Genomic DNA, 21,482 nt, shown 5'->3' with positions numbered 1-21,482 from the left:
TATTCATTTGTGTTTCAAGTAGGCCAACGCCCGTTCACCGGGTACGCGCGTCAGTTCAGGCATCTTCCAGTCCACAACTTCACCCAGGCCCAGCACCAGCATGCCGCCTTTGGCCAGTCGTTTGGCCAGTTCAGACACGATTTCCTTGCGGCGCCACTTGCGAAAATAAATCAGCATATTCTGGCAATAAATCAGGTCCAGCTCTTTCATTGGTGAGCGAGACAGCTCCAGTACATTCAGGCGCGTAAAGCACACCCTTTCCTGCAACGCTGGCGCCACCCGGTATTGCCCTACCTGAGGCGAAAAAAACCGCTCGATCAGGCGCTTATCCAACATTTCAACCCGCCGGGCCGGGTACACACCCTGACGGGCTGTTTCCAGGGCCCGGGAGGACACATCGGTTCCGGTCACGCCAAAATGCCGGATCTGATCACATTCACGCCGCAACAGATCGGCTGTCATCATCGCCAGGCTGTAGGTTTCCTCACCGGTGGAACAACCAACACTCCAGATACTCAGCGGCCGGGTGACTTCATGGACGCGACGCGTCAGAAAATCACGGGCCAATGCGAACGCCGCCGGGTCTCTGAAGAAACGGGTTTCCTGAACCGTTACCCGGTCGATCAGGCAATTCCATTCAATCAGCCCGGCATCACCACTGCGAATATAGCGGTAGTAATCCAGATAATCAGTGAACCCCAGCTCACGCATGCGAATAGCCAGACTGGTCTTCAGAAAGCTGCGTCGTTGTTCCGACAACTGCAACCCGAGACGCTCCTCAAGCAACTCCTGCCAGGTGAAGAAGGCACGGTCACTTAATTCAGGAGCCTGATGTACGGACGCGCTCTGGGTCACCACGTTACAGCCTCATTCACAATCAGCGGTGCATCGCTGCATGGCCATAAACACAGCCACGCGTCCCGATGCCCCTGGGAACCCGATTTGGCCGCCGTTAAGCGACCTCATCGTCCAGTTCCGGGGCACCCAGCATGTCCAGATCGTCGTCGCTGTCCGGCAGTTTGAAACCGGCCACCGAGGAGCGCAGGTCGTTCGCGAGCTGAGCAAGGTTACCAATCGACTTCGCCGTTGCAGTGGTACCGGCTGAGGTTTGTGAGGTAATTTCCTGAATAACATTCATCGTATTGGAAATGTGACCAGCTGATGAAGCCTGCTGACGGGCCGCGTTGGAAATGTTCTGAATCAGGTCGGCCAGGTTCTTCGATACCGATTCGATTTCTTCCAGGGCAACACCCGCATCCTGTGCCAGGCGCGCGCCCCGGACCACCTCGGCCACCGTTTGCTCCATCGAGATAACGGCTTCGTTGGTGTCGTTCTGAATGGTTTTTACCAGCGCCTCAATCTGTTTCGTTGCCGCTGAGGACCGTTCTGCAAGGCGCTGTACTTCGTCCGCTACCACCGCAAAGCCCCGACCCGCATCACCGGCCATGGAGGCCTGAATGGCGGCGTTCAAAGCCAGAATGTTGGTTTGGTCGGCAATGTCGTTAATCAGCGATACGATGTCACCAATTTCCTGCGAGGATTCACCGAGTCGTTTAATACGCTTCGACGTTTCCTGAATCTGTTCACGAATGTTATCCATGCCGTTGATGGTCGATTGCACCACGTCGGCACCTTTCTTGGCGATCGCAACCGACCGCTCGGCCACCGCGGCTGATTCAGCAGCGTTGGCAGATACCTGGTCAATGGACACCGCCATTTCGTTCACCGCCGCCGAGGCACCGGCAATTTCCTGCGCCTGGTGCTCGGAGGCTTCAGCCAGGTGCATGGCCGTAGCCTGCGTTTCCTGGGCGGCCGACGATACCTGAACCGCCGTCGAGTTAATGGCCGATACCAACTGACGCATCTGGTCGATCGCGAAGTTAATGGAGTCGGCAATGGCGCCCGTAAAGTCTTCGGTTACCGTCGCCTGTGTGGTCAGGTCACCGTCAGCAAGGTCGGCCAGCTCATCCAGCAGTCGCAAAATGGCGTTCTGGTTTTGCTCATTGGTTTCGGCGGTTTCACGCAAGTCTTTCTGCGTATCGCGAATTACCACGAATACCGCAATGGCAATCAGCACCAGTGCCAGCGCACCCAGGGCGTAAATCACCAGGGCGTTGCTGAGTGGCCGGGTATCGGCCGATTGTTGAATCTGGCCAGCCAGGGTAGACGCCTGCTCAAGCAATACCTGAGAGTCGGTGAAAATGTTGGAGGCTGCTTCACGCACCTGGAACAACTCGGGAGACGTTGCCATGATCTGTGTGACCGAGCCGGATACGATCTGGAACAGATTGGCAATTTCATCCAGCGCTTCACGCGCTTCAATGTCGTCTACACGCTCAATATCGAGGTTGGCGTTACCGTTCAGCATGCCGTCCAGAACGCGCTGGAACAGTGCCGCGTCGCGTTCGAAGGAGTCGGCCGCCATCACAGCACCTTCACCACCCACCAGAACCCGGTTAATCGACCGGACAATCCGTTCAGCCAGCCAGGCCTGACGCTGGGCTACGGCAACCTGGCCCGCACCGGCATCGGTTTCCAGCAAAATTTCAACGACTTCGTCGTATTCAACCTGCAACTCGGGAATCCGCTCGGACAGGGTGTTGGCGGTTTCGTGCAAATCAAGAATGGTTTCCTGGGATTCAACGATCAAATCCGAATTCTGGCTCACACGACTCCAGATACGCGAAAGACTGCTGATATCGACTTGCGGAGCGTGCTGTGCCAGAGCCGGTGTACCGGTAATGGAATTGCCCTGTTGCACATAGTTAAAACGCACCTCGAATTCGGCACGTGAACGCTGCAGCAGCCCAAAGGCCTGCTCCTGACCGCCTGAAGCTTCCGAGGAGTTCTTCGCGATTTCCTGCGACAGTACTCGCATCTCACCTGCGTGCTCGAGCAACTCCTGGTCGAAGGCGCCCAATCTGAAATTCTGGTACACCACGGCAAAAAGGCCCAGTACCACGACCAGCAGCGCGGCCAGCAGAATACTGAGCAGGCGGTTGGTGCCCAGGATGGTTAGTAAATTTCCGGCTCTTTGTTTCATCGTTCGAACTCCAGTTCGGCCTCAGGCTGTGCTTCTGAAATAAAATCGTTCTGATTGTGAGTCGTGTAATTATCAGTTTCGTAATTACATGATGCTTCGTAACTGCATGTATCGTAAGTACAGGCTTGCGGAACGGTGCTCAAGCGACCCCCTTCCAGCCCAACTTTCCCCGGGGCGTGCGGCCTGAATCGCGCTGGCAGCATCCGTACACCCGGTGACGGTCAGACCGCCACTTCCTGAAAAACGTCGTGTTCATAAAGATCCTCCATGCTGATCACTGTCCAGATCTGGCTGTCGCGGACGTAGTGGCCCCGCACAAAGGGTTTTATTGTCTCGGGTAATGACGGGACATCGCCGGAAAAATCATCCACCGGAAAGTACTGCATGCCTTCTACCGAATCCACAATCAGACCGTCGATCTGGTCATGTTGCTCGATCACCAGGATCCGACGGTTACGCATGGATTCCTGGCTGGGCGTCTCGAAAAATAGGTCCAGGTCAATCACCGGGATCAGTCGGCCGCGGACATTGGATACGCCCTGAACCCAAGGTTTGACGTTTGGCAGGCGGGTTACTGAAGGGACATTCAGGATTTCGGTAATTTCATCCATAGCCGCGACGAAGTAGTGATCACCCAGTCGAAACCCGATGCCGCTCCAGGTTTCCCGCACTTCCTGCTGCTCGGGCAGGCCTGCGGCCTGGGTACGACAGCGCAGCGCGATGTCCCGCAGTAGCTGAATCGGAGTCATGTCGGCCATGAGTGTGCCGTCAGTCCTGGAGGTTGCCGGCGAGTACAGCCTCGACGGTCGACAACAGTTGATCTTCGGCGACCGGCTTGACCAGGTAACCACTGGCACCCTGCCGACGACCCCAAACCCGGTCAGTTTCCTGATCTTTGGTGGTGACAATCACCACTGGAATGTGGGCGGTATCGGCGCCTTTGGTCAGCTGCCGGGTCGCCTGAAAGCCATTCAGACCAGGCATTACAATGTCCATCAACACAATGTCCGGCAACTCCTGACGTGCCAGAGCGACTCCATCGGCTCCATTATCAGCCGTCAATACTTCATGACCATGCTTTTCAAGCATGCCCTGAAACGCGTAGGTCTCAGTAGGAGAGTCGTCTACAATCAGAATCCGTGCCATGGTCCACCCGTTTATTTTTTAATCAGTAAATCAACAACAACAAACCGCTCAGCCGAAGCATGCGATCATTATTTTACGTAATCCCGAATTGCGCCCAGTAACTCTTCCTTGCCAAACGGCTTGGTCAGATACTGATCGCTGCCGACAATGCGGCCTTTCGCCTTATCAAACAGGCCATCCTTACTGGACAGCATGATAACCGGCGTTTCTTTAAAGGCACTGTTGTTCTTGATCAGTGCGCAGGTTTGATACCCGTCGAGTCGGGGCATCATGATATCCACAAAAATAATGTCCGGTTTGGTATCGGCTATTTTAGCGAGTGCGTCGAAGCCGTCCGTCGCGGTGATCACCTCACAACCGACTTTCTTTAACAGCGTCTCCGCTGTGCGCCGGATGGTTTTGGAGTCGTCAATGACCATCACCTTGAGGCTTTCAAAGCTGTTTTCCATAGGTCATCCCAGGGTTGAAAGCTATATTTTGAGTACCAGTATATCGGGTACCGGGCTGCAGTTAGCGTACCAGTGATTGAGCCCGCATGTCTGGCCCATGCTGGCACTGATGTGCTGTTTAACGCTCGCAGGCCAGGTTACCTGTAACCTGCTGCGTAGCAAAAACCGCCCCTGCTAACACGACGCTCCCACCCCGACAGCCAAAATCGGGGTGTATCGTCGACCACTGTCATGCCCGGACGCTCTGTTACTGGCTGTCTAATACTGTGGCTAGAACTTTTATCACAGAATCTAGCTATCCGCTATAAACGGCTGTAAAGAAAGTTGTTTTTGCTATACCAATCATCTATTACCATACCAGCCAATGATAACCCGAGGCTAGACATGAAATTAACGATCGGCATCGTGATGGACCCGATAGAGACCGTCACCTATAAAAAAGACAGCTCACTTGCCATGCTCTGGGCCGCGCAGGACCGGGGCTGGGAGCTGTTTTACATGACCCCGGCCGACCTTTTTCTGGAGAACAGCCAAGCCAAGGGCCTGATGCGGCCCTTAAGCGTATTTCGTGACCCAGATCACTTTTATGAGCTCGGAACGTCCGAAGCCGCGCCATTAGCGAATCTTGATGTTATTCTGATGCGCAAGGATCCGCCATTCGACAACGAATACACCTATGCCACCTATTTGCTGGAACGGGCCGAGCAGGCGGGCACGCTGATCGTCAACAAGCCGCAGGCGCTGCGCGATTGTAACGAAAAGTTATTTGCCACGGCCTTTCCGGACTGTTCACCGCCACACCTGGTGACTCGCAACGCCGGCTTGCTTAAAGCCTTTCACGCAGAGCATGGCGATGTCATCTTCAAACCTCTGGATGGCATGGGCGGCAGTTCCATTTTTCGACTGAAACCCGACGATTCCAACGTATCCGTCATTATTGAAACACTGACCGAACACGGTAAGACGCAAACCATGGCCCAGAAATACCTGCCAGAGATCAAGGATGGCGACAAACGCATTCTGTTGATTGACGGCGAGCCCGTCGACTATTGCCTGGCCCGCCTGCCGGCCAAGGGCGAAACCCGCGGCAATCTGGCCGCCGGGGGCACTGGCCGTGCCCAGCCACTGACCGAGCGCGACCGCTGGATTGCCGCCCAGGTCGGCCCCGAGCTCAAGAAACGTGGCTTGCTGTTTGTTGGCCTTGACGTCATTGGCGATTACCTGACTGAAATCAACGTAACCAGCCCGACCTGCATACGCGAGATCGATGCCGCGTACGACACCGACATCGGTGGCAAGCTGATGGATCTGATCGCCCGGAAACGAGGAATGGCCTGATGGCGACCGTTGCTAGCGTAGGCGCTGTCGATCGACTCAGCTTTACGCTGTTTCTGGCGCTTGGCTTGCATGCCCTGTTGATCTTTGGGGTCGGGTTCTCTGCCCCCGAAGCACGTTCCATTCCGCCAACCCTGGATGTCACGCTGGCACAACACAGCCGCACAGAGCCAACACCGCTCGACGAAGCCGACTTTCTGGCCGATGCCGATCAGCAAGGCAGCGGTACTCAGGATGAAGCGGCACGCCTGACCTCAACCGAACAGGCCGAGATCGAAGACAACCAGGTGTTTCGCACCACACCGGAAGTGCAGCAGCTGAATTTTGCCGAGTTGGAAGCGGCGCGCAAGCGCATTCTGACCACCCGGACTGACACCAGCCGCGCCGCTCTGGACCGGGCCGAGGAAGAAGCCCCTCCGGTTGAGGAACTGGCCAGTAACGACCCACTGATGATCAGCCAGATCAACGACGTCGCTACCCTGCGGGCCATGCTCGATGAAAGCCGCCAAACCTACGCCAAGCGGCCCCGTGTCCGAACCCTGACCGCCGTCTCGGCGCGTCGATCGCTGGATGCCGCCTATGTCTTTAACTGGCTGGAAGAAGTCGAGCGGGTTGGCAACCAGAACTACCCGCAGGCTGCCCGTCAGGAGCGGCTTTCTGGCAGTGTCCGACTGGCCGTCAAGATGCGGGCCGATGGCAGCCTGGCCTCGGTCGAGGTCACTCAGAGTTCCGGCCATGCCCTGCTCGATCAGGCCGCCAAACGCATCGTCCACATGGCAGCCCCCTTTGAACCCTTCAGCACCGAGATGGCGCAGGAATACGACCAGTTGGAAATCATCCGCACCTGGCAATTCCGCACCGACAATCAGTTCAGCCGGGAAGCGTCGTGACGCGGCCAGACGGTCAGTGGCTGGGGTTTGATTTTGGCCTGGCCTGGATCGGCGTCGCTGCCGGCCAGACCATCACTGGCACTGCCACAGGGATCACCAGCCTGCGCGCCCGCGACGGCATTCCAGACTGGCCTGTCATCGACAAACTCGTTGCCGAGTGGCGCCCGGTCGGCTTCGCCGTCGGCATCCCGTACAACATGGACGGCACCGACAGCGAGATGGGCACCCGCGCCAACAAGTTCCGCAAACGGCTGCACGGGCGTTATGGTTTGCCCGCAGAAGCCGTGGATGAGCGGCTCAGCAGTCGCGAAGCCCGAAGCCATCTGGGCTTGCAAGGGACTAGTCTGTCCAGGGCGCGCCAGGCCGACATCGACAGTCTGGCCGCTCAACTGATTCTGGAAACCTTTCTCAGCCAATCAACGTGATGCCAGTATGCCTGTGACCGAGCAAATCGATCTGCCCGAGGGCTACTATCTAGACAACTTCCGCCAACTGGTCAGCACCGTCAGCGAACGCTACCCCGACCTGCTGGAGCCGGCCGACCAGAGCTTTTTAACCCGTTTCCGTGAACTGAGCGAGCCGGCCGCCCGTTTGCTGGTGCGATTGTACACGCGCAAGGGGCCGGTATTCAGGGTCAATCGGCTGAGCTACGCGGACGTAGGCCCCATTGAACCGGCCGTCGCCGAGCTGGTTCAGACCGGCCTGCTGGATCCAGCGCCCCTGCTTACCGCACTGGACATCGCCCGCTTGCTAACCCTGCCCGATCTCAGGCAATTACCCTGGTGCCCGGACCCGCGCCTCAACAAGGCGGCCTTGCTTGAACATCTCGCCAAAATGCCCGATTCCGGCTCGCCAGACGACTGGCAGCTGGCCGAGCCTCTGGTGGCCCGCTGCCACGATGCCACCCTGCGCCGTTTGCAACTGATGTACTTTGGCAATGGCCGCCAGAGCCTGACCGACTTTGTGCTGTCGGATCTCGGCGTCTTCCGTTACGAACGCTACCCGCTTAACCGCGCCCAGCGCTGGTTTCAGGACCCGGCCGACATCGACCAGACACTGCATCTGATGGACCTGCGCGACCAGTACTACGAGGCCACCGAAACCAAGTCAACAGATCCATTACCCGCGATTGCCCAGGCCTGCCTAGCCACCGATTGGCGGCCCCGGGTTCAGGACCGGGCCTTTCGGCTGATGAACCAGCTCGGCTATCGGCTTGAGCAAGCCGGGCACTGGTCGCTGGCCCTCGCGCTGTTTAACACCAACGAAACACCCCCGGCGCGCGAGCGTCGGTGCCGCCTGCTGTACAAACAGGAGCGCTACACAGATTGCTGGGACGCCTTGCAGCCGATTCTGGACGCCCCGCAGGATGCCAGCGAAGCCCGCTTTGGACCCCGCTTTCAGCCGCGCCTGGCGCGCAAACTCAAACGACCGGTGCTGAGTGTGTTAGCACCCACTGTCATCGAAAACCGCGTCCAATGGCCACCGGCTGCCATGAGTGTCGAGCAACTGGCCTGTACTCAACTCGAGGATGCCGTCTGGCTGGAAAATCAGCTGCCACTGGCCATCTTCACGCTGGTGCACTGGCCATGGCTGTTTGCCGATGTACCCGGCGCCTTTCACCACCCGTTTCAATCGGGCCCGGCCGACCTCTACCAACCAGACTTTCTACAACGTCGGGGCACAGACCGGCACCACCTGTACCAGACCCTGACTCAAACCCGGGCACGCCGGCACTTGGTGCTCTACAGCCAGAATAAAACCGGCCTGCAAAATCCCTTCTTTGGCTGGGGCGGGCTGAGTTCAGAGTTGTTACTGCGATGCTTCGATGTGGTTCCCTGGAACCACTGGGTCCCGATATTCCAGCACCTCTGGCTCGACCTGAAGCGTCACCGTTCCGGCTTTCCCGACCTGTTTCAGTTCCTTTCGGACGGCTATCGTTTTATCGAAATCAAAGGGCCGGGTGATCGTCTGCAGGATAACCAGCGGGACTGGCTGGGGGTGTTCAGCCAAGCGGGTATTCCCGCCGAAGTCTGGTACGTCGAGTACACCACCGGCGCCGAACCGGAAACGCCTGCGGATGACACAACCCCATGACCCCAAGGCCCCACTTTCGCATCTCGGTTCGTGCCCTGGCCGAGTTCTGCCTGGACGAAGGCGATCTGGTCAGCAGCTTCCGCGCCAGCCCCAGTGCACTCGAAGGCCGGGAAACCCATCAGCTAACCCAGGCACGCCGCACACCAGGCTATCGACCCGAGCAAGCCGTCAGCCTCGACTGGCAACACCCGGACTTTGATCTGACCCTCAGCGGCCGTATTGATGGCGCCTGGATCAGCGGCATAGAAGAAATCAAAACACTGCGCATTTCGCCGGAAGAGCTACCCGATTCGGCACGGGCGTTGAATCAGCGCCAGGCACAAATTTACGCGGCGCTCTGGGCACTGCCCCGCCCCGAACAGGCGCAATGGACGGTGCGGCTATGCTACGTGCACAGTCAGACACAACAAGAATGGCATGAGGATGAACACTGGACGCGGGAGGCCCTGCTCGACCGGTTGACCGGGCACCTGGCCCGCTACGATCACTGGTTGCAACAACTGCACGAACACCGGCAACGCCGGGATCTTGCCCTGGCCCGGGCCCGGTTTCCCTTCAGCCAGATGCGCGCGGCACAACGCAGCATGGCCGAAACCGTCTACAAGGCCCAGGCGTTGCAGCGCAATGCCCTGATCGAAGCCCCTACCGGTACCGGCAAAACACTGGCAGCGCTCTTTCCCAGCCTGAAAGCACTGGGTGAGGGGCATCACCAGGGCGTGTATTACCTGACCATGAAAAACACCGGCCAGCCCCTGGTGCTCGACAGCATTCGGGCGCTGAACCTCGACACTACCGACCTGATTACCTTGAACCTGCAGGCCAAGGAGCGCCTGTGCCTTAGCCCTACTACACCCTGCGACGGATCGGTCTGCCCCTACGCCCGTGGCTACTTCGACAAACGCCAGCGCTTGCGCCCGGCGCTGCTGGAGCAGGGTATCTGGGATCAGGCAACGTTGACCAGCCTGGGAGAGGAACATCAGATCTGCCCCTATTACCTGAGCCAGGACTGGGCCGTCTGGGCGGATCTGGTAGTCGGTGACGTCAATTACCTGTACGACACCACTGCCGTTCAGCCCTATCTGCTCCGGGAAGTGGACAACCAGGTCGCGGTGTTGATTGATGAAAGCCACAACCTGATCGACCGTGGCCGGGCCATGTTCAGCGCCGCCTTTTCCGGCCGTTCTCTAGCGGCCTTGAATGACGCAGCCCCGGCGAACGTGAAAGCGGCGTTGAAGCCGGTGCGGCGGGCGTTGCAACGCTGCCTGAATGATCAGAATGGCCTCTGCGAGCGACGGCCCGAGGCGCTGGTCCTGGCTCTGCGCACCTGGCTGCAGGCCAGTGCTCGTCTGCTTCGGGAGGCACCGTTCTGGGAGCCGGGGCCCGCCTGGGAAGCGTTGATCTTTGAGGCGGGTCGCTTCACCCGTATTGATGAACTGGCCCAGCCAGAGGATTTCTGCTGGCGCTACCAGGGCGGTGAGAGCCGCGCTATCGACGACAAACGCATAGAGATACTGTGCCTGAACCCATCGCGCTTGCTGACCCAAAAGCACGACCTGGTTAACTCGGTTACCGGCTTCAGCGCCACCCTGACCCCCTGGCCTTACAGTCTGGCCATGACCGGCCTCGCCAATGCCGTGCCGCTGACGCTGCCCTCGCCGTTTCAGCCACAGCAATTCAGAGTCACGCTGATTACCGATGTGTCCACGCGCTATCGCGACCGCGCTGGCCTGAAAGACACCGTCCTCCCCCTGGTCCGGCAATTCCGTCGCCAGACCCGAGGCAATGCACTGGTCTTTTTCTCCAGCTACCAGCAGATGGCCGGCGTATTCGAGGCGTTCGCTGATGACCCCACCGTGATGGCGCCCACCCGCGATGCCACTTTACTGGAGCGACTGGCGTTACTCGACCGGCTACGAAATGAACAGGGTTTGATGGTCATGGCGCCCCTGGGCGGGGTATTGGGGGAAGGCATCGACCTACCCGGCGATGCACTGACCGGCGTTATGGTCGTAGGCCCCGGCCTGCCACAGGTCAACGAGCTCAATAATCGCATTCGCCACGCCCTGGACCGGCAGGGCCAGCCCGGCTTCGATTTTGCCTACCGCTACCCCGGCCTGCACAAAGTGTTGCAAGCGGCTGGTCGCTGTGTGCGCACCGAAACGGATCAGGGGGATATCTGGCTGTTAGATGACCGATTCGCTGAGTACTACCGCAACGGCTGGTTACCGCCGCACTGGCTGGTGGTGATGCGGCGGCGCGAGGAGGTGTTAGAGGTTACGCCAGACTGACGCGGTTGCGGCCCAGATCTTTTGACTGATACAGCGCCTGATCGGCCAGGCTGATCCATTCGGAGTGTGATGAAAGCTCAGCGTTCCAGCTGGCGACGCCGAGGCTAATGGTCACCTGCAAGTTCATGTCTTCAGATTTCAGCACCTGCTCCTCAACATGCACCCGCAACCGCTCGGCCAGAATAACCGCATCCTCACCAGTGGTATCAGGCAGAATGACCGCAAACTCCTCGCCACCGTAACGCCCGGCCAGGTCCGTTGCGCGCAATGTATCGCGAATCACCGAGGCGACCATGCGAATCACATCGTCGCCAATAGTGTGCCCGTGTGTGTCATTGACGGCCTTGAAATGGTCGATGTCCATCATGATCAACGAAGTCGGTTGCTGGGCCCGTTGCTGACGTTTGAACTCCTGCAACAACTGGTGCTCCCAGTAGCCACGGTTGAACAAGCCCGTCAGACCATCCTTGCGCGAAAACTCCTTCAGCCGCTGATTGGCTTTTTGCAATTCAATCTTACTCACCGCTACGTCGCTAACGTCGTAGACGATGATACACAGACTGTTTACCTCCCCCCTGGTGTCGGCCACCGGAATAAAGGTGCAGTTCTGGTACATAAACTCGGACGTACCGGTAATGGGCCGGTTGTTCTTGAACCGAAACACATAGGGTCGTTGCTCCCAGGTAGTAAACGCCCGGTTGCGCAACTCAATCACGGTTCTCGCCTTGTGCTCGAACCAGTGCCGGGGAATGTCGGGAAACACGGCGAACAGGTTCTTCCCCAGGGCATCCTGTGGAGAAATGCCGCTGTGGTTTTCCATAAAGCCGTTCCAGGCCATCACCTTATAGTCCAAATCGACCACCAGCATCCCAACGTCGATGGTTTGCAGTACTTCAATTAACCAGTGGAAATCATTTACTGAATTGCGCGGTGGCGACATGATCACTCCAGCATGAAACGGACTTTGCTTTCGAGCACCGCCAGGCTGTCTTCGGTAAACAGCAGTAGCAGATCGCAATCGACATTGCGGCTCTCAAGGCGATACGGAATTTCAATGGTCAGCGCCCGTTTCCAGTTGCCAGTCTGGTTATTCACCAGGTCCTGAAGGTGCAGATGCTGGCCGAGCAACACCGGCTGACCCTGGCTGAAAGACACATCCAATTGTTCAGTCAGCCCTTTCAGACACGCACCGATCAGAATGTTGGCGATGTCCATCAGCAACTCAAGTTCGATGTCCGGCGTGATATCGCCCTTGAACTCCGTCAATTCGGCGATGTCCTGAAAGCTGGTGTCGTTGAAAATCAGCAGGGCTTCGCCGGAAATGCGGGAACCGACAAACCCCTGGCAGACGGCACTGACGGAATCGACCGATTTAAGCGACGATAGCGCCATTTTCAGTTCGTTGCGTTCCAGCAAATTGACCACCGGAATCGGCAAAACCACGTAATTGTTCAGTAACCTGGCCAGCAAGTCGGCGGCGCGGCCCATGGCCACGTTGGCGATTTCCTGGAATACGTCGCGCATTTCTTCATCGAGATGCTCAGCGCTCATCCGGTCACCCCGCATAGATGCCGAAGTCGGTTAGCACTTGCTGCAACCGCTGGGCATCCACTGGTTTTTTGATAAAATCGACCGCTCCCAATTTTTTCACACGTGCCATGGCTTCGGGCTGAATATCGCCGGAGATCACAATCACCAGACAGGGCAGGTCCTGCTTTTTGATGGCCTCCAGCACTTCAAAGCCATCCATCACCGGCATGGTCAGGTCGAGAAACACCACATCGCCTTTACCCGCTCTGATCGCGGTTAACCCTTCCTCGCCATTACCGGCAAAGGTAACGTCTATATCCCAACCTGGAGGCAGTGCTCGCTGCACCTGTTTGCGGGCAAAACTTGAATCGTCACAGATCAGGACGGGTGTCGACATGGTTACTCCATCATGCAAATTGACATCTTTGAATGCGCAGACGCTATCACTCAGTTGCAATCGCCCGGTATTTCGGGCAATCCACCCTGTGAGTAAAGGCAAGAAACGCCACTCTGGCAAACCGGAAATCGGACCTTTATCTCATTCTGACACATGCAAGTGCGGGTCCCAGTCTTTCCAGACAGGCTGATAGTCTAACCTTTGAACAGCAGCAACAACATCCTTCAGGGCGCGATTGTCGTCAATACTGAACTGTTCCAGCGCTAAATCCGGCTCTACGACATAGCCACCGGGCCGGGTGGAAGACCCGGCGCTCAAGCTGGTCACTCCCAGAGGAAGCAAATGCTCGCGCAACGCGGCGGGCTCCCGGGTCGATAGACTCAGTTCCAGATTGGGGCTAAACAGACGCCAGGCGCAGATCAGTTGCACCAGGTCGGCATCCGACAGCGGATGCGGCGCTATAAACCCCCCTTCAGCCGGCCTCAACCGGGGAAACGACATCGAGAACCGGCTGCGCCAGCAGCGACGCTCCAGATACCGCAAATGATGGGCTGCCATCAGGCTGTCCAGTCGCCAATCGGCCAGCCCGAGCAACACGCCCATACCCAGACGGTGTATACCGGCAGCGCCCGCCCGCGCCAGTGCCGCCAGACGGTGGTCGTAGTCGGCCTTGTTGCCGCGGGTATGGTGCTGATGGTAGGTCGGCCGATGATAGGTTTCCTGGTACACCAGTACCGCATGCAGCCCGGCCCGGTGCAGGCGGCGGTAGTCGTCAGTCGACATGGGCTGAACCTCCAGGCTGATCTGCGCAACCTCAGGGCCCAGTTGCTGCAATGCCCGCTCGAAGTAGTCGACCCCTGCCACCCGCGGCGCTTCGCCGGCCACTAACAGCAGGTGCTCAAACCCCTGACGCTTCAAAAAGGCCGCCTCCATGGCCAATTCGGCTGCCGTCAGCACCTTGCGGCGGACCCGGTTGCTCATCGAAAAACCGCAATAGTCGCACTCATTGGCACAGGCATTACTGACGTAGAGCGGGGCAAAGAGCTGTTGTGTGCGGCCGAATCGCTGCACCGTCAGTTGGTGACTGAGCTGCGCCATGGTTTCCAGATACGGCCGTGCGGCCGGGCTGAGCAGTGCCATCAGGTCATCCGTGGTGCGCTGGGAACGCGCCAGTGCGCGCTCCACATCAGCGGCCGTTTTGGCGTAGAGCGACAACCCGGAAGCCTGCCAATCGGGCGGTTGGAAATCGTAATCAGCCAACATCGGAATCCCCCCCGGTCTCCAGAAAAGCCGTCAACGGACTGGATGCTGCAGCTCGCAGACCCGGTGTGGCCAACCCGGCCTGGCGCGCCTGAAAGCCCGCTTCAACCGCGGCTTTGAAAGCCGCGGCCATCGCTACCGGGTGGGTTGCGGTGGCGATGGCCGTATTGACCAGCACCGCATCGGCACCGCGCTCCATGGCGTCGGCAGCCTGGGACGGCGCACCGAGGCCCGCGTCGACAATCACCGGCACTCTGGATTGTTCGATGATGATGTCGATAAAAGGTGCGGTGACCAGCCCCTGGTTGGAGCCAATGGGCGCCGCCAGGGGCATCACCGCCGCACAGCCAACCTCTTCCAGTCGTTTGCACAACACGGGGTCGGCATGCACATAAGGCAACACGATAAAACCCAGCTGTACCAGGCGCTCCGCCGCCTTCAGGGTTTCCACCGGGTCGGGCAGCAGATAGCGCGGGTCCGGGTGAATCTCCAGCTTGAGCCAGGGGGTGCCCATAGCCTCGCGGGTCAGTTGCGCCGCCTGAATGGCCTCTTCGGCTGTGCGCGCACCGGAGGTATTGGGCAATAGGCGGTACCCGGCTGCCTGCAGGGGCTCAAAAATAGCATCCCGGTCACGCCGGTCGAGGCGACGCAGCGCCAGCGTCACCAGTTCGGTGCCACTGCTGGCAAGCGCATCCAGCATGGTAGCGGGCGTGCTGAACTTGCCGGTTCCGGTCAGCAGGCGCGATGAAAATGACGTATTGGCAATGGTTAACATCATCAGCCTCCTGCCACCGCTGAAAACAGATCGAGTCGGTCACCCTCGGCCAGGTGCCGCTGCGACCAGAGCGGATGGGGAACCACTTCGCCATTGCAGGCCACCGCCAGACCCTTGGGTGTGGGTCCTTCACTCGCTTCCAGGTAAGACGCAAGGGCGTCAGCCAGTGTTGCGTCAGCGGCCACCTCAATACCTTCACTGTTGCAAAAAATCATCATGCTGCACCTCCGGTCAGACGTTGCCACTGGCGATCCAGGTCGCGCCAGGCGAGGGGCGGTGACTCGGCGTCGGTGATGGCGGTCACCATCGCGACCCCGGATACGCCGCAGGCTGCCACCGCTTCCAGATGTGTTTCCTTAATGCCACCAATGGCAACGGTCGGACAAGCAGCGCCAAGCAACGCCTGATATTCCGCCAGACGGTCCAGGCCCTGTGGTTGGCTGGGCATGACCTTGGTGGTGGTTGCGAACACATGACCCAGAGCGATGTAGCTCGGCTGCAACCGCCGGGCACGACACAGCTCGGCGTAGCCATGCGTGGAAATACCCAGGCGCAATCCCGCCCGCTGTATGGCCGGCAAGTCCGCACTGGCCAGATCTTCCTGCCCCAGATGCACGCCAAAGGCACCGAATTCCAACGCCAGGGCCCAGTGATCATTGATAAACACCTGCGCCTGGTAACGCTCACCCAGCTCGACGGCACGGTGGATCTGAGCCGCCAGGCGTTCGGTATCCAGAGTTTTCAGGCGTAACTGAATTGTGCTGGCTCCAGCCGCCAGCAAGGTTTCGAGCAGAGCAACATCGCCAACCACCGGATAAACGCCCGGTGCCCGGTTCAGTTCCGCAAACGCCTTGCCCGGTAACGGGTCATCCCCGTTCTGCCGGATGTTGGCAAACGGCATCGCCGACCGGCTTTCAACGGCTTGGCGTGTCAGCGTGCCCGCCCCCTGCCCGGTGGCGTAAGCCTGTTGCAAACCACGGTGCACAAAAGCATTGGCCAGGGCGACGGCGTCAATCGGGTCATAGCCCAGCGCTCGGCTAGTCGCCCAGGCGCTGCTGAGTGTGCAGCCAGTGCCGTGGGTGTGCAGCGTACTGAGTCGGGGCTGCTGCAGGCACCAGTGCCCGCTGGAGTCGAAACACTGGTCGGTGATCTGTGGTTCCCGGGGAGCATGACCGCCTTTCAGCAAGACACTCACACCAGCGTCATGGTGCAAACGCCGGGCTGCTTCCTGTTGCGCATGTGGATGAGCATCGCACCCGGTCAGCCAGCTCAGTTCGGGCTGATTGGGGGTGACCAGATCCACCAGTGGCAGCAGCCGGTGCAGGGCGGCGTGAACCGCCGGCTCCGTCAGCGCATCACCACTGGTGGCGACCGCGACCGGGTCGAGCACGACCGCCAGCCCTGGCCAGCGCTCGCGCCAGGCGGGCAAGGCCTGAACCAGGTAATCGATCTGCGCGATACTGGCCAGCAGTCCGATCTTGATGGCCGCTGGTGGCAGATCATCGGCCAGTGCGGTCAATTGTGCCTGAAACATCGCCAGCGACACCGGTTCAGCCATGATCAGACCCTGGCTGTTCTGCGCCGTCACCGAGGTGATTGCCGTGGCGGCATGGCCGCCCAGAGCCGTGATGGTCAGGCTATCAGCTTGGATGCCTGCCCCCCCGCCACTATCGCTGCCGGCAATGCTCCAGACAATGGGACGCGGCTCACTCATGCTCACCTCCTTGCGCCGGCGAATAGAGCCGCGCGCCCTGATCGCGAAATTCGGCCGACTTCTGTGCCATGGCGCTGTCCAGCTCGGCCTGGAGTGGAATCCGGTCGGCGCCAGCTTTTTCCGCTGCCACGGTATCACGCACTTCCTGGCTGATTTTCATCGAGCAGAATTTGGGGCCGCACATGGAACAGAAATGCGCCACTTTGTGGCCTTCCTTGGGCAGAGTCTGGTCATGAAACTGACGAGCGGTATCCGGATCGAGTGCCAGGTTGAACTGGTCTTCCCACCGGAACTCGAACCGCGCCCGGCTCATGGCATTGTCGCGAATCTGTGCGCCGGGGTGGCCCTTGGCCAGGTCGGCCGCGTGGGCCGCAATTTTGTAGGTGATCAGCCCCTGCTTGACGTCATTCCGGTCCGGCAGGCCGAGGTGCTCTTTGGGTGTCACGTAGCACAGCATGGCGCAGCCGTACCAGCCGATCATAGCTGCACCAATGCCTGAGGAGAAATGGTCGTAACCCGGCGAAATATCCGTGGTCAACGGGCCCAGAGTGTAAAACGGCGCTTCGTCGCAGCACTCCAGCTGCTTATCCATGTTCTCTTTGATCAGATGCATAGGCACATGGCCCGGCCCTTCGATCAACGTCTGAACGTCGTGCTCCCAGGCGATCTGCGTCAGCTCGCCCAGGGTTTCCAGCTCGGCGAACTGGGCCTCGTCGTTGGCGTCGGCAATGGAACCCGGGCGCAGGCCATCGCCCAGTGAAAACGACACATCGTACGCCTTCATGATGGCGCAGATGTCTTCAAAGTGGGTGTAGAGAAAGCTTTCCTTATGATGCGCCAGACACCACTTGGCCATGATCGAACCACCGCGGCTGACAATGCCAGTCACCCGGTCCACGGTCATCGGTATGTGATGCAAACGCAGGCCAGCGTGAATGGTGAAGTAATCGACGCCCTGCTCGGCCTGTTCGATCAGGGTGTCCCGATAAATCTCCCAGGTCAGGTCTTCGGCAACACCCCCGACTTTCTCCAGCGCTTGATACAACGGTACGGTGCCAATCGGTACCGGCGAATTACGCAGTATCCACTCCCGGGTTTCATGAATGTTGGCGCCAGTCGACAAGTCCATCACGGTATCGGCGCCCCAGCGGGTAGCCCAGACCAGCTTGTCGACTTCTTCTTCGATGCCGGAGGTGACCGCCGAATTGCCGATATTGGCGTTCACTTTCACCAGGAAGTTACGGCCAATGATCATCGGCTCGGCTTCCGGGTGATTGATGTTGCAAGGGATGATCGCCCGGCCCCGGGCAACCTCGTCACGCACAAATTCCGGGGTGATCTGCGCCGGAATAGCCGCGCCAAACGCTTCACCCCGATGCTGACGTGCCAGCGTCTTGTCTTGCAGGCGTTCGCGACCGAGGTTTTCCCGAATCGCGATGTATTCCATTTCCGGGGTAACAATGCCCTGGCGGGCATAATGCATTTGCGTGACATTGCGACCGGCTTTGGCCTTACGCGCCAGGCGGCTGCGAGTGAACCTCAACGCAGTCAGTGCCGGATCATTGGCGCGCTGGCGCGCGTAATCGGAACCTGGCGCACCCTGCCATTCGGTGTCGTCGCGTGCTTCAATCCAGGGTTCCCGCAATGCTTCCAGCCCGCGTCGCAAATCGATCTGCGCATCGGGGTCGGTATAGGGGCCCGAAGTATCGTAAACAATCACCGGTTCATTAGCGCGCCACTCGGGCGAGGCTGCCGTGCCGCCCACCCGGGTATCCGAGAGATGAATAGCGCGCATACCGACCCGGATATTCGCTCGGGAACCGGCAATATAGAACCGCTCTGAGTTGGGAAAAGGGGTAATGGCGTCGGCGTTTAATTGCTCAACACGCTCGCCCAATGGGTCGCCAGGTGTTGGTTTGACTGGTTTTTTATTGGCAGGTATGGATAAGGTCATTTCGATCGTTCCTCGCAAAAGCGACGGAGCGAACGCAGGGGAGCTGGGGGTGCGAACAAGGTGACGGCAAACTATTAAAACAACAGACGCCCGGGTCTGCTGTCTGCCAACACACACCCGAACAAGCCTTCAAACCCGGCAAGCCCGGTTTGAACTGGAAATACCGGAACCCGGTGGGCTCATTGCCTTCAGGGCGCGGCCCCAAGACTGGTATTCCCCTTGTTTCCTTCGCGAGTACGAACTCGATCAGGTTCAACGGATCCCGCTAGTGCGATCTCAGCCAGGGGGTGGTTACCCCGGCACTCCGACAAGACCCGAACAGGGTACTGCCTCCGGCTCGATAGAACAAGCAGGAACGCCATCCACCTCTGTCGCTGTGGCCCGGGGCGGAGTCAGGTGGCCCATCAAAAAGCAAAAGAGTATTGAAACCTGCGGGTTTTATACAGGCTCTGGCAACCCTCAAGCCCTACCCTTACTTCGCGCAATAACAATAACCGCTTGCTAACAAAGCAGCTTACCGTTCAGGTGCTTCCATGACTGCATCACCGCCTTTTCTGAGTATTGTTGGCCGCATTATTCTGGGTTTTGCTGTCGTTCTGGTGTTTGTCGCCGCGACATCAGGCCTCAGTATTCGCAATGCCTCGACCACCATTGACCAACTGACTCTATTGACGGAATCAGCAACCCCCATCGCTCAGATCACCCAGCGTATTGACCTGCTGACCGCCCGCCTGGCTGAAGACTTTCAGGCTGCCATCAATGTTGAGTCCGTTGCCGATCTCTCCGTGCTCAACGACCGGTTGGCAGAGCACGAAACCAGGCTGGCTACTGAACTGGAGACCTTGCAGAAACGACTTGACACCTTGCCCGACACGGCTGATGAGAACGAGGCACTGGCCAGACTGCGGGATCAACTCGCCGAGGTGATGACCCTGGCGCGCCAACGGGTGGATGACAAGGCGATCAGCCTCGGTTTTGAAACGCGGTACAACGACCTTGTCGCTGAATCCGCATCGATCCGCAATGAACTGGCACCTGCCTTTGACGAGTTTTCACTGTCGCTGGACGACGACTATGCCCTGGCAGTCGCTTACGAATTCTACGCCTCTTTTCTCAATGGTTTGCTGCTGCTAAAAGACATCAGCCTGGCCGCGAATGCTCAGGAACTTGACCAACTCACTGCCCAGTTTGACCAATGGGATCAGCGCCACCAAAATCAATTTTTCAGTTTTACAACACTGGCGATGAACTACCCTAGGTCGCGCCCCTTTATGCAATCGGCACAACGCATCACCGCCCAGATTCAAAGTCTCGCCCGTGGAGAAACCCTCGCCGACTCCCAGGCCCTTCAACCGGGGTTAATCGCAAGTCAGTCAGCGTTGCTGGACTATCGCCATACCGCTTCGCGCCAGGCAGAGTCGGTGCAATCCGCGCAGCGCAGTATTCAGGACACGTTATCGACCCTGAGCGCTTTTTCGCAGGCTTTTGCGACCGATGTCGCCAGCAGTGTCAATGCAAGTCTGGCGCGTAGCACGCATTTTAGTCTCTTTGGTCTGGCAGCCATCTTCCTTACCGTAACGGTGGTGCTGTGGCTGATCATCATCAGCATTCGCAGCCCACTGACTACCTTGAAGTCAGCGCTCAAAGCACTGGCCGCGGGCGACCTGACCCGAAGCGTAGAGTCGAACCACCGCGATGAAATGGGCGACCTGATCACGGCAGTTGAAGCCGTTCGACTCGGCCTGAGCGACATAATTACCGACCTTAAAGTCAAGTCACATGCCATTACCGATTCGGCCCAGCAGAGCCAACAGCTCAGCAAATCAGTCGGCTCCGCATCCCAGGAACAGGCGGCGGAAACCGAACGCATTCTCACGGCGGTTCACAACATGGAAGAAGCCGTTCAACAGGTTGTCTCGCTGTCGGAGCAAGGCCAGCAAGTCGCGGTAACAGCACACAGTGAATTACATGCCACAGCGCTTGAAATTCGTGAGAATACCCTGGCGATGACGGCTCTGCAGCAGACTTTCAGTGAAGCCACCGAGACCATTGCGCAGCTCAACAATGACATGAAGGGCGTTGAAGTCATCTCAACCACCATCGAGGGCATCGCTGAACAGACCAATCTGCTCGCGCTGAATGCCGCTATCGAAGCGGCACGGGCCGGCGATCAGGGACGGGGCTTTGCCGTTGTAGCCGATGAAGTAAGAATGCTGGCCAGCCGTACCTCAGAATCAACCGCAGAAATAAGAAAGACCATCGACGGTTTAATCGCCGCCTTCGAGGCTTTGTCCAGTTCGATTCGGCAAGGTCGCACTAAGATTGATACCAGCTGCCGGGTGTCGACCCAGGCCGATACCGCCATTAACGAATTTAAAAATCGCATTAACCGGATCCAGGAACTCAGTGACCAGGTATCCGACATCGCCCGACACCAGGAACACAGCACCGTCGCCATTCGAACTCAGGTTGATCAGGTTTCGCACAATGCTCGTCGGGCTGAAACTGCTGCGAAAACATCAAGTGACACCAGCCATCAGCTCAGCGCTATGGCCAGGGAACTGGATACCATGGTCATGCGCTTTCAAAGTTGACTTTACTCGTAGG

At 58.5% G+C, this 21,482-nt stretch carries 19 protein-coding genes and 1 riboswitch; of the genes, 6 read left to right on the top strand and 13 right to left on the bottom strand.

What is annotated here, in order from left to right:
- Positions 1–3 precede the first annotated feature (3 nt).
- The 5 genes from EP166_RS18315 to pilG form a co-directional block, all read right to left on the bottom strand.
- Positions 4–858 (bottom strand): CheR family methyltransferase, encoded by an 855-nt coding sequence (locus tag EP166_RS18315; protein ID WP_246026344.1) that lies wholly within the window; start codon positions 856–858, stop codon positions 4–6.
- A gap of 94 nt (positions 859–952) precedes the next feature.
- Entirely contained in the window at positions 953–3,043 is a 2,091-nt protein-coding gene (locus EP166_RS18310) for a methyl-accepting chemotaxis protein (RefSeq protein ID WP_127559774.1), read from the bottom strand.
- Positions 3,044–3,264: 221 nt separating this feature from the next.
- Positions 3,265–3,801, bottom strand: a complete 537-nt coding sequence (locus EP166_RS18305) for a chemotaxis protein CheW (protein WP_127559772.1) — start codon at positions 3,799–3,801, stop codon at positions 3,265–3,267.
- A 10-nt stretch (positions 3,802–3,811) separates the two neighbouring features.
- Positions 3,812–4,189, bottom strand: a complete 378-nt coding sequence (gene pilH / locus EP166_RS18300; RefSeq protein WP_028671182.1) for a twitching motility response regulator PilH — start codon at positions 4,187–4,189, stop codon at positions 3,812–3,814.
- Positions 4,190–4,257: 68 nt separating this feature from the next.
- Positions 4,258–4,638 carry a twitching motility response regulator PilG gene (pilG, locus tag EP166_RS18295; RefSeq protein WP_028671183.1) on the bottom strand — a complete coding sequence of 127 codons (381 nt, stop codon included), beginning with the start codon at positions 4,636–4,638 and terminating at the stop codon, positions 4,258–4,260.
- A gap of 384 nt (positions 4,639–5,022) precedes the next feature.
- On the opposite strand from pilG, the gene gshB reads away from it, so the two are divergent.
- The 5 genes from gshB to EP166_RS18270 are packed head-to-tail and all read left to right on the top strand — an operon-like array spanning position 5,023 to position 11,245.
- A complete protein-coding gene (gshB, locus tag EP166_RS18290; protein ID WP_127559770.1) occupies positions 5,023–5,976 on the top strand; it encodes a glutathione synthase in 954 nt (317 codons plus the stop codon).
- Complete coding sequence (locus EP166_RS18285) at positions 5,976–6,863, top strand: energy transducer TonB (protein ID WP_127559768.1); 888 nt, start codon at positions 5,976–5,978, stop codon at positions 6,861–6,863. Before gshB ends, EP166_RS18285 begins: the two co-directional genes overlap by 1 nt.
- Positions 6,860–7,288: a Holliday junction resolvase RuvX gene (gene ruvX, locus EP166_RS18280; protein ID WP_127559766.1), complete on the top strand. Its 429-nt coding sequence runs from the start codon at positions 6,860–6,862 to the stop codon at positions 7,286–7,288. The genes EP166_RS18285 and ruvX overlap by 4 nt, the downstream gene beginning before the upstream one ends.
- 7 nt (positions 7,289–7,295) lie before the next feature.
- Positions 7,296–8,957, top strand: coding sequence for a VRR-NUC domain-containing protein (locus EP166_RS18275; protein WP_127559764.1), 1,662 nt, complete (start codon positions 7,296–7,298; stop codon positions 8,955–8,957).
- Positions 8,954–11,245 carry an ATP-dependent DNA helicase gene (locus EP166_RS18270; protein ID WP_127559762.1) on the top strand — a complete coding sequence of 764 codons (2,292 nt, stop codon included), beginning with the start codon at positions 8,954–8,956 and terminating at the stop codon, positions 11,243–11,245. The genes EP166_RS18275 and EP166_RS18270 overlap by 4 nt, the downstream gene beginning before the upstream one ends.
- On the opposite strand, the gene EP166_RS18265 is transcribed toward EP166_RS18270, so the two are convergent.
- From EP166_RS18265 to thiC, 8 genes are all read right to left on the bottom strand, one after another.
- Entirely contained in the window at positions 11,232–12,185 is a 954-nt protein-coding gene (locus EP166_RS18265; protein WP_127559760.1) for a GGDEF domain-containing protein, read from the bottom strand. The genes EP166_RS18270 and EP166_RS18265 overlap by 14 nt on opposite strands.
- Positions 12,186–12,187: 2 nt before the next feature.
- Positions 12,188–12,796 carry a histidine kinase gene (locus EP166_RS21570; RefSeq protein WP_164744006.1) on the bottom strand — a complete coding sequence of 203 codons (609 nt, stop codon included), beginning with the start codon at positions 12,794–12,796 and terminating at the stop codon, positions 12,188–12,190.
- Between the two features lie 4 nt (positions 12,797–12,800).
- Positions 12,801–13,172 (bottom strand): response regulator, encoded by a 372-nt coding sequence (locus EP166_RS21565; RefSeq protein WP_164744005.1) that lies wholly within the window; start codon positions 13,170–13,172, stop codon positions 12,801–12,803.
- Positions 13,173–13,313: 141 nt separating this feature from the next.
- A complete protein-coding gene (gene thiH, locus EP166_RS18255; protein ID WP_127559758.1) occupies positions 13,314–14,435 on the bottom strand; it encodes a 2-iminoacetate synthase ThiH in 1,122 nt (373 codons plus the stop codon).
- A complete protein-coding gene (locus tag EP166_RS18250; protein WP_281276811.1) occupies positions 14,425–15,210 on the bottom strand; it encodes a thiazole synthase in 786 nt (261 codons plus the stop codon). Before EP166_RS18250 ends, thiH begins: the two co-directional genes overlap by 11 nt.
- Positions 15,210–15,425, bottom strand: coding sequence for a sulfur carrier protein ThiS (gene thiS, locus EP166_RS18245; RefSeq protein WP_181952733.1), 216 nt, complete (start codon positions 15,423–15,425; stop codon positions 15,210–15,212). The genes EP166_RS18250 and thiS overlap by 1 nt, the downstream gene beginning before the upstream one ends.
- Positions 15,422–16,921, bottom strand: a complete 1,500-nt coding sequence (gene thiE, locus EP166_RS18240; protein ID WP_127559756.1) for a thiamine phosphate synthase — start codon at positions 16,919–16,921, stop codon at positions 15,422–15,424. The genes thiS and thiE overlap by 4 nt, the downstream gene beginning before the upstream one ends.
- Positions 16,914–18,875 (bottom strand): phosphomethylpyrimidine synthase ThiC, encoded by a 1,962-nt coding sequence (thiC, locus tag EP166_RS18235; protein WP_127559753.1) that lies wholly within the window; start codon positions 18,873–18,875, stop codon positions 16,914–16,916. Before thiC ends, thiE begins: the two co-directional genes overlap by 8 nt.
- A 206-nt stretch (positions 18,876–19,081) precedes the next feature.
- A riboswitch (TPP riboswitch) is annotated at positions 19,082–19,192 on the bottom strand.
- A 216-nt stretch (positions 19,193–19,408) separates the two neighbouring features.
- On the opposite strand from thiC, the gene EP166_RS18230 reads away from it, so the two are divergent.
- Positions 19,409–21,469, top strand: coding sequence for a HAMP domain-containing methyl-accepting chemotaxis protein (locus tag EP166_RS18230; protein ID WP_127559752.1), 2,061 nt, complete (start codon positions 19,409–19,411; stop codon positions 21,467–21,469).
- Positions 21,470–21,482 lie beyond the last annotated feature (13 nt).

This window comes from Saccharospirillum alexandrii, assembly GCF_004000275.1.
Classification (GTDB): Bacteria; Pseudomonadota; Gammaproteobacteria; order Pseudomonadales; family Natronospirillaceae; genus Saccharospirillum; species Saccharospirillum alexandrii.
The sequence above is the reverse complement of the archived record's forward strand: the minus strand, read 5'-3'. Positions and strand labels throughout refer to the sequence as shown.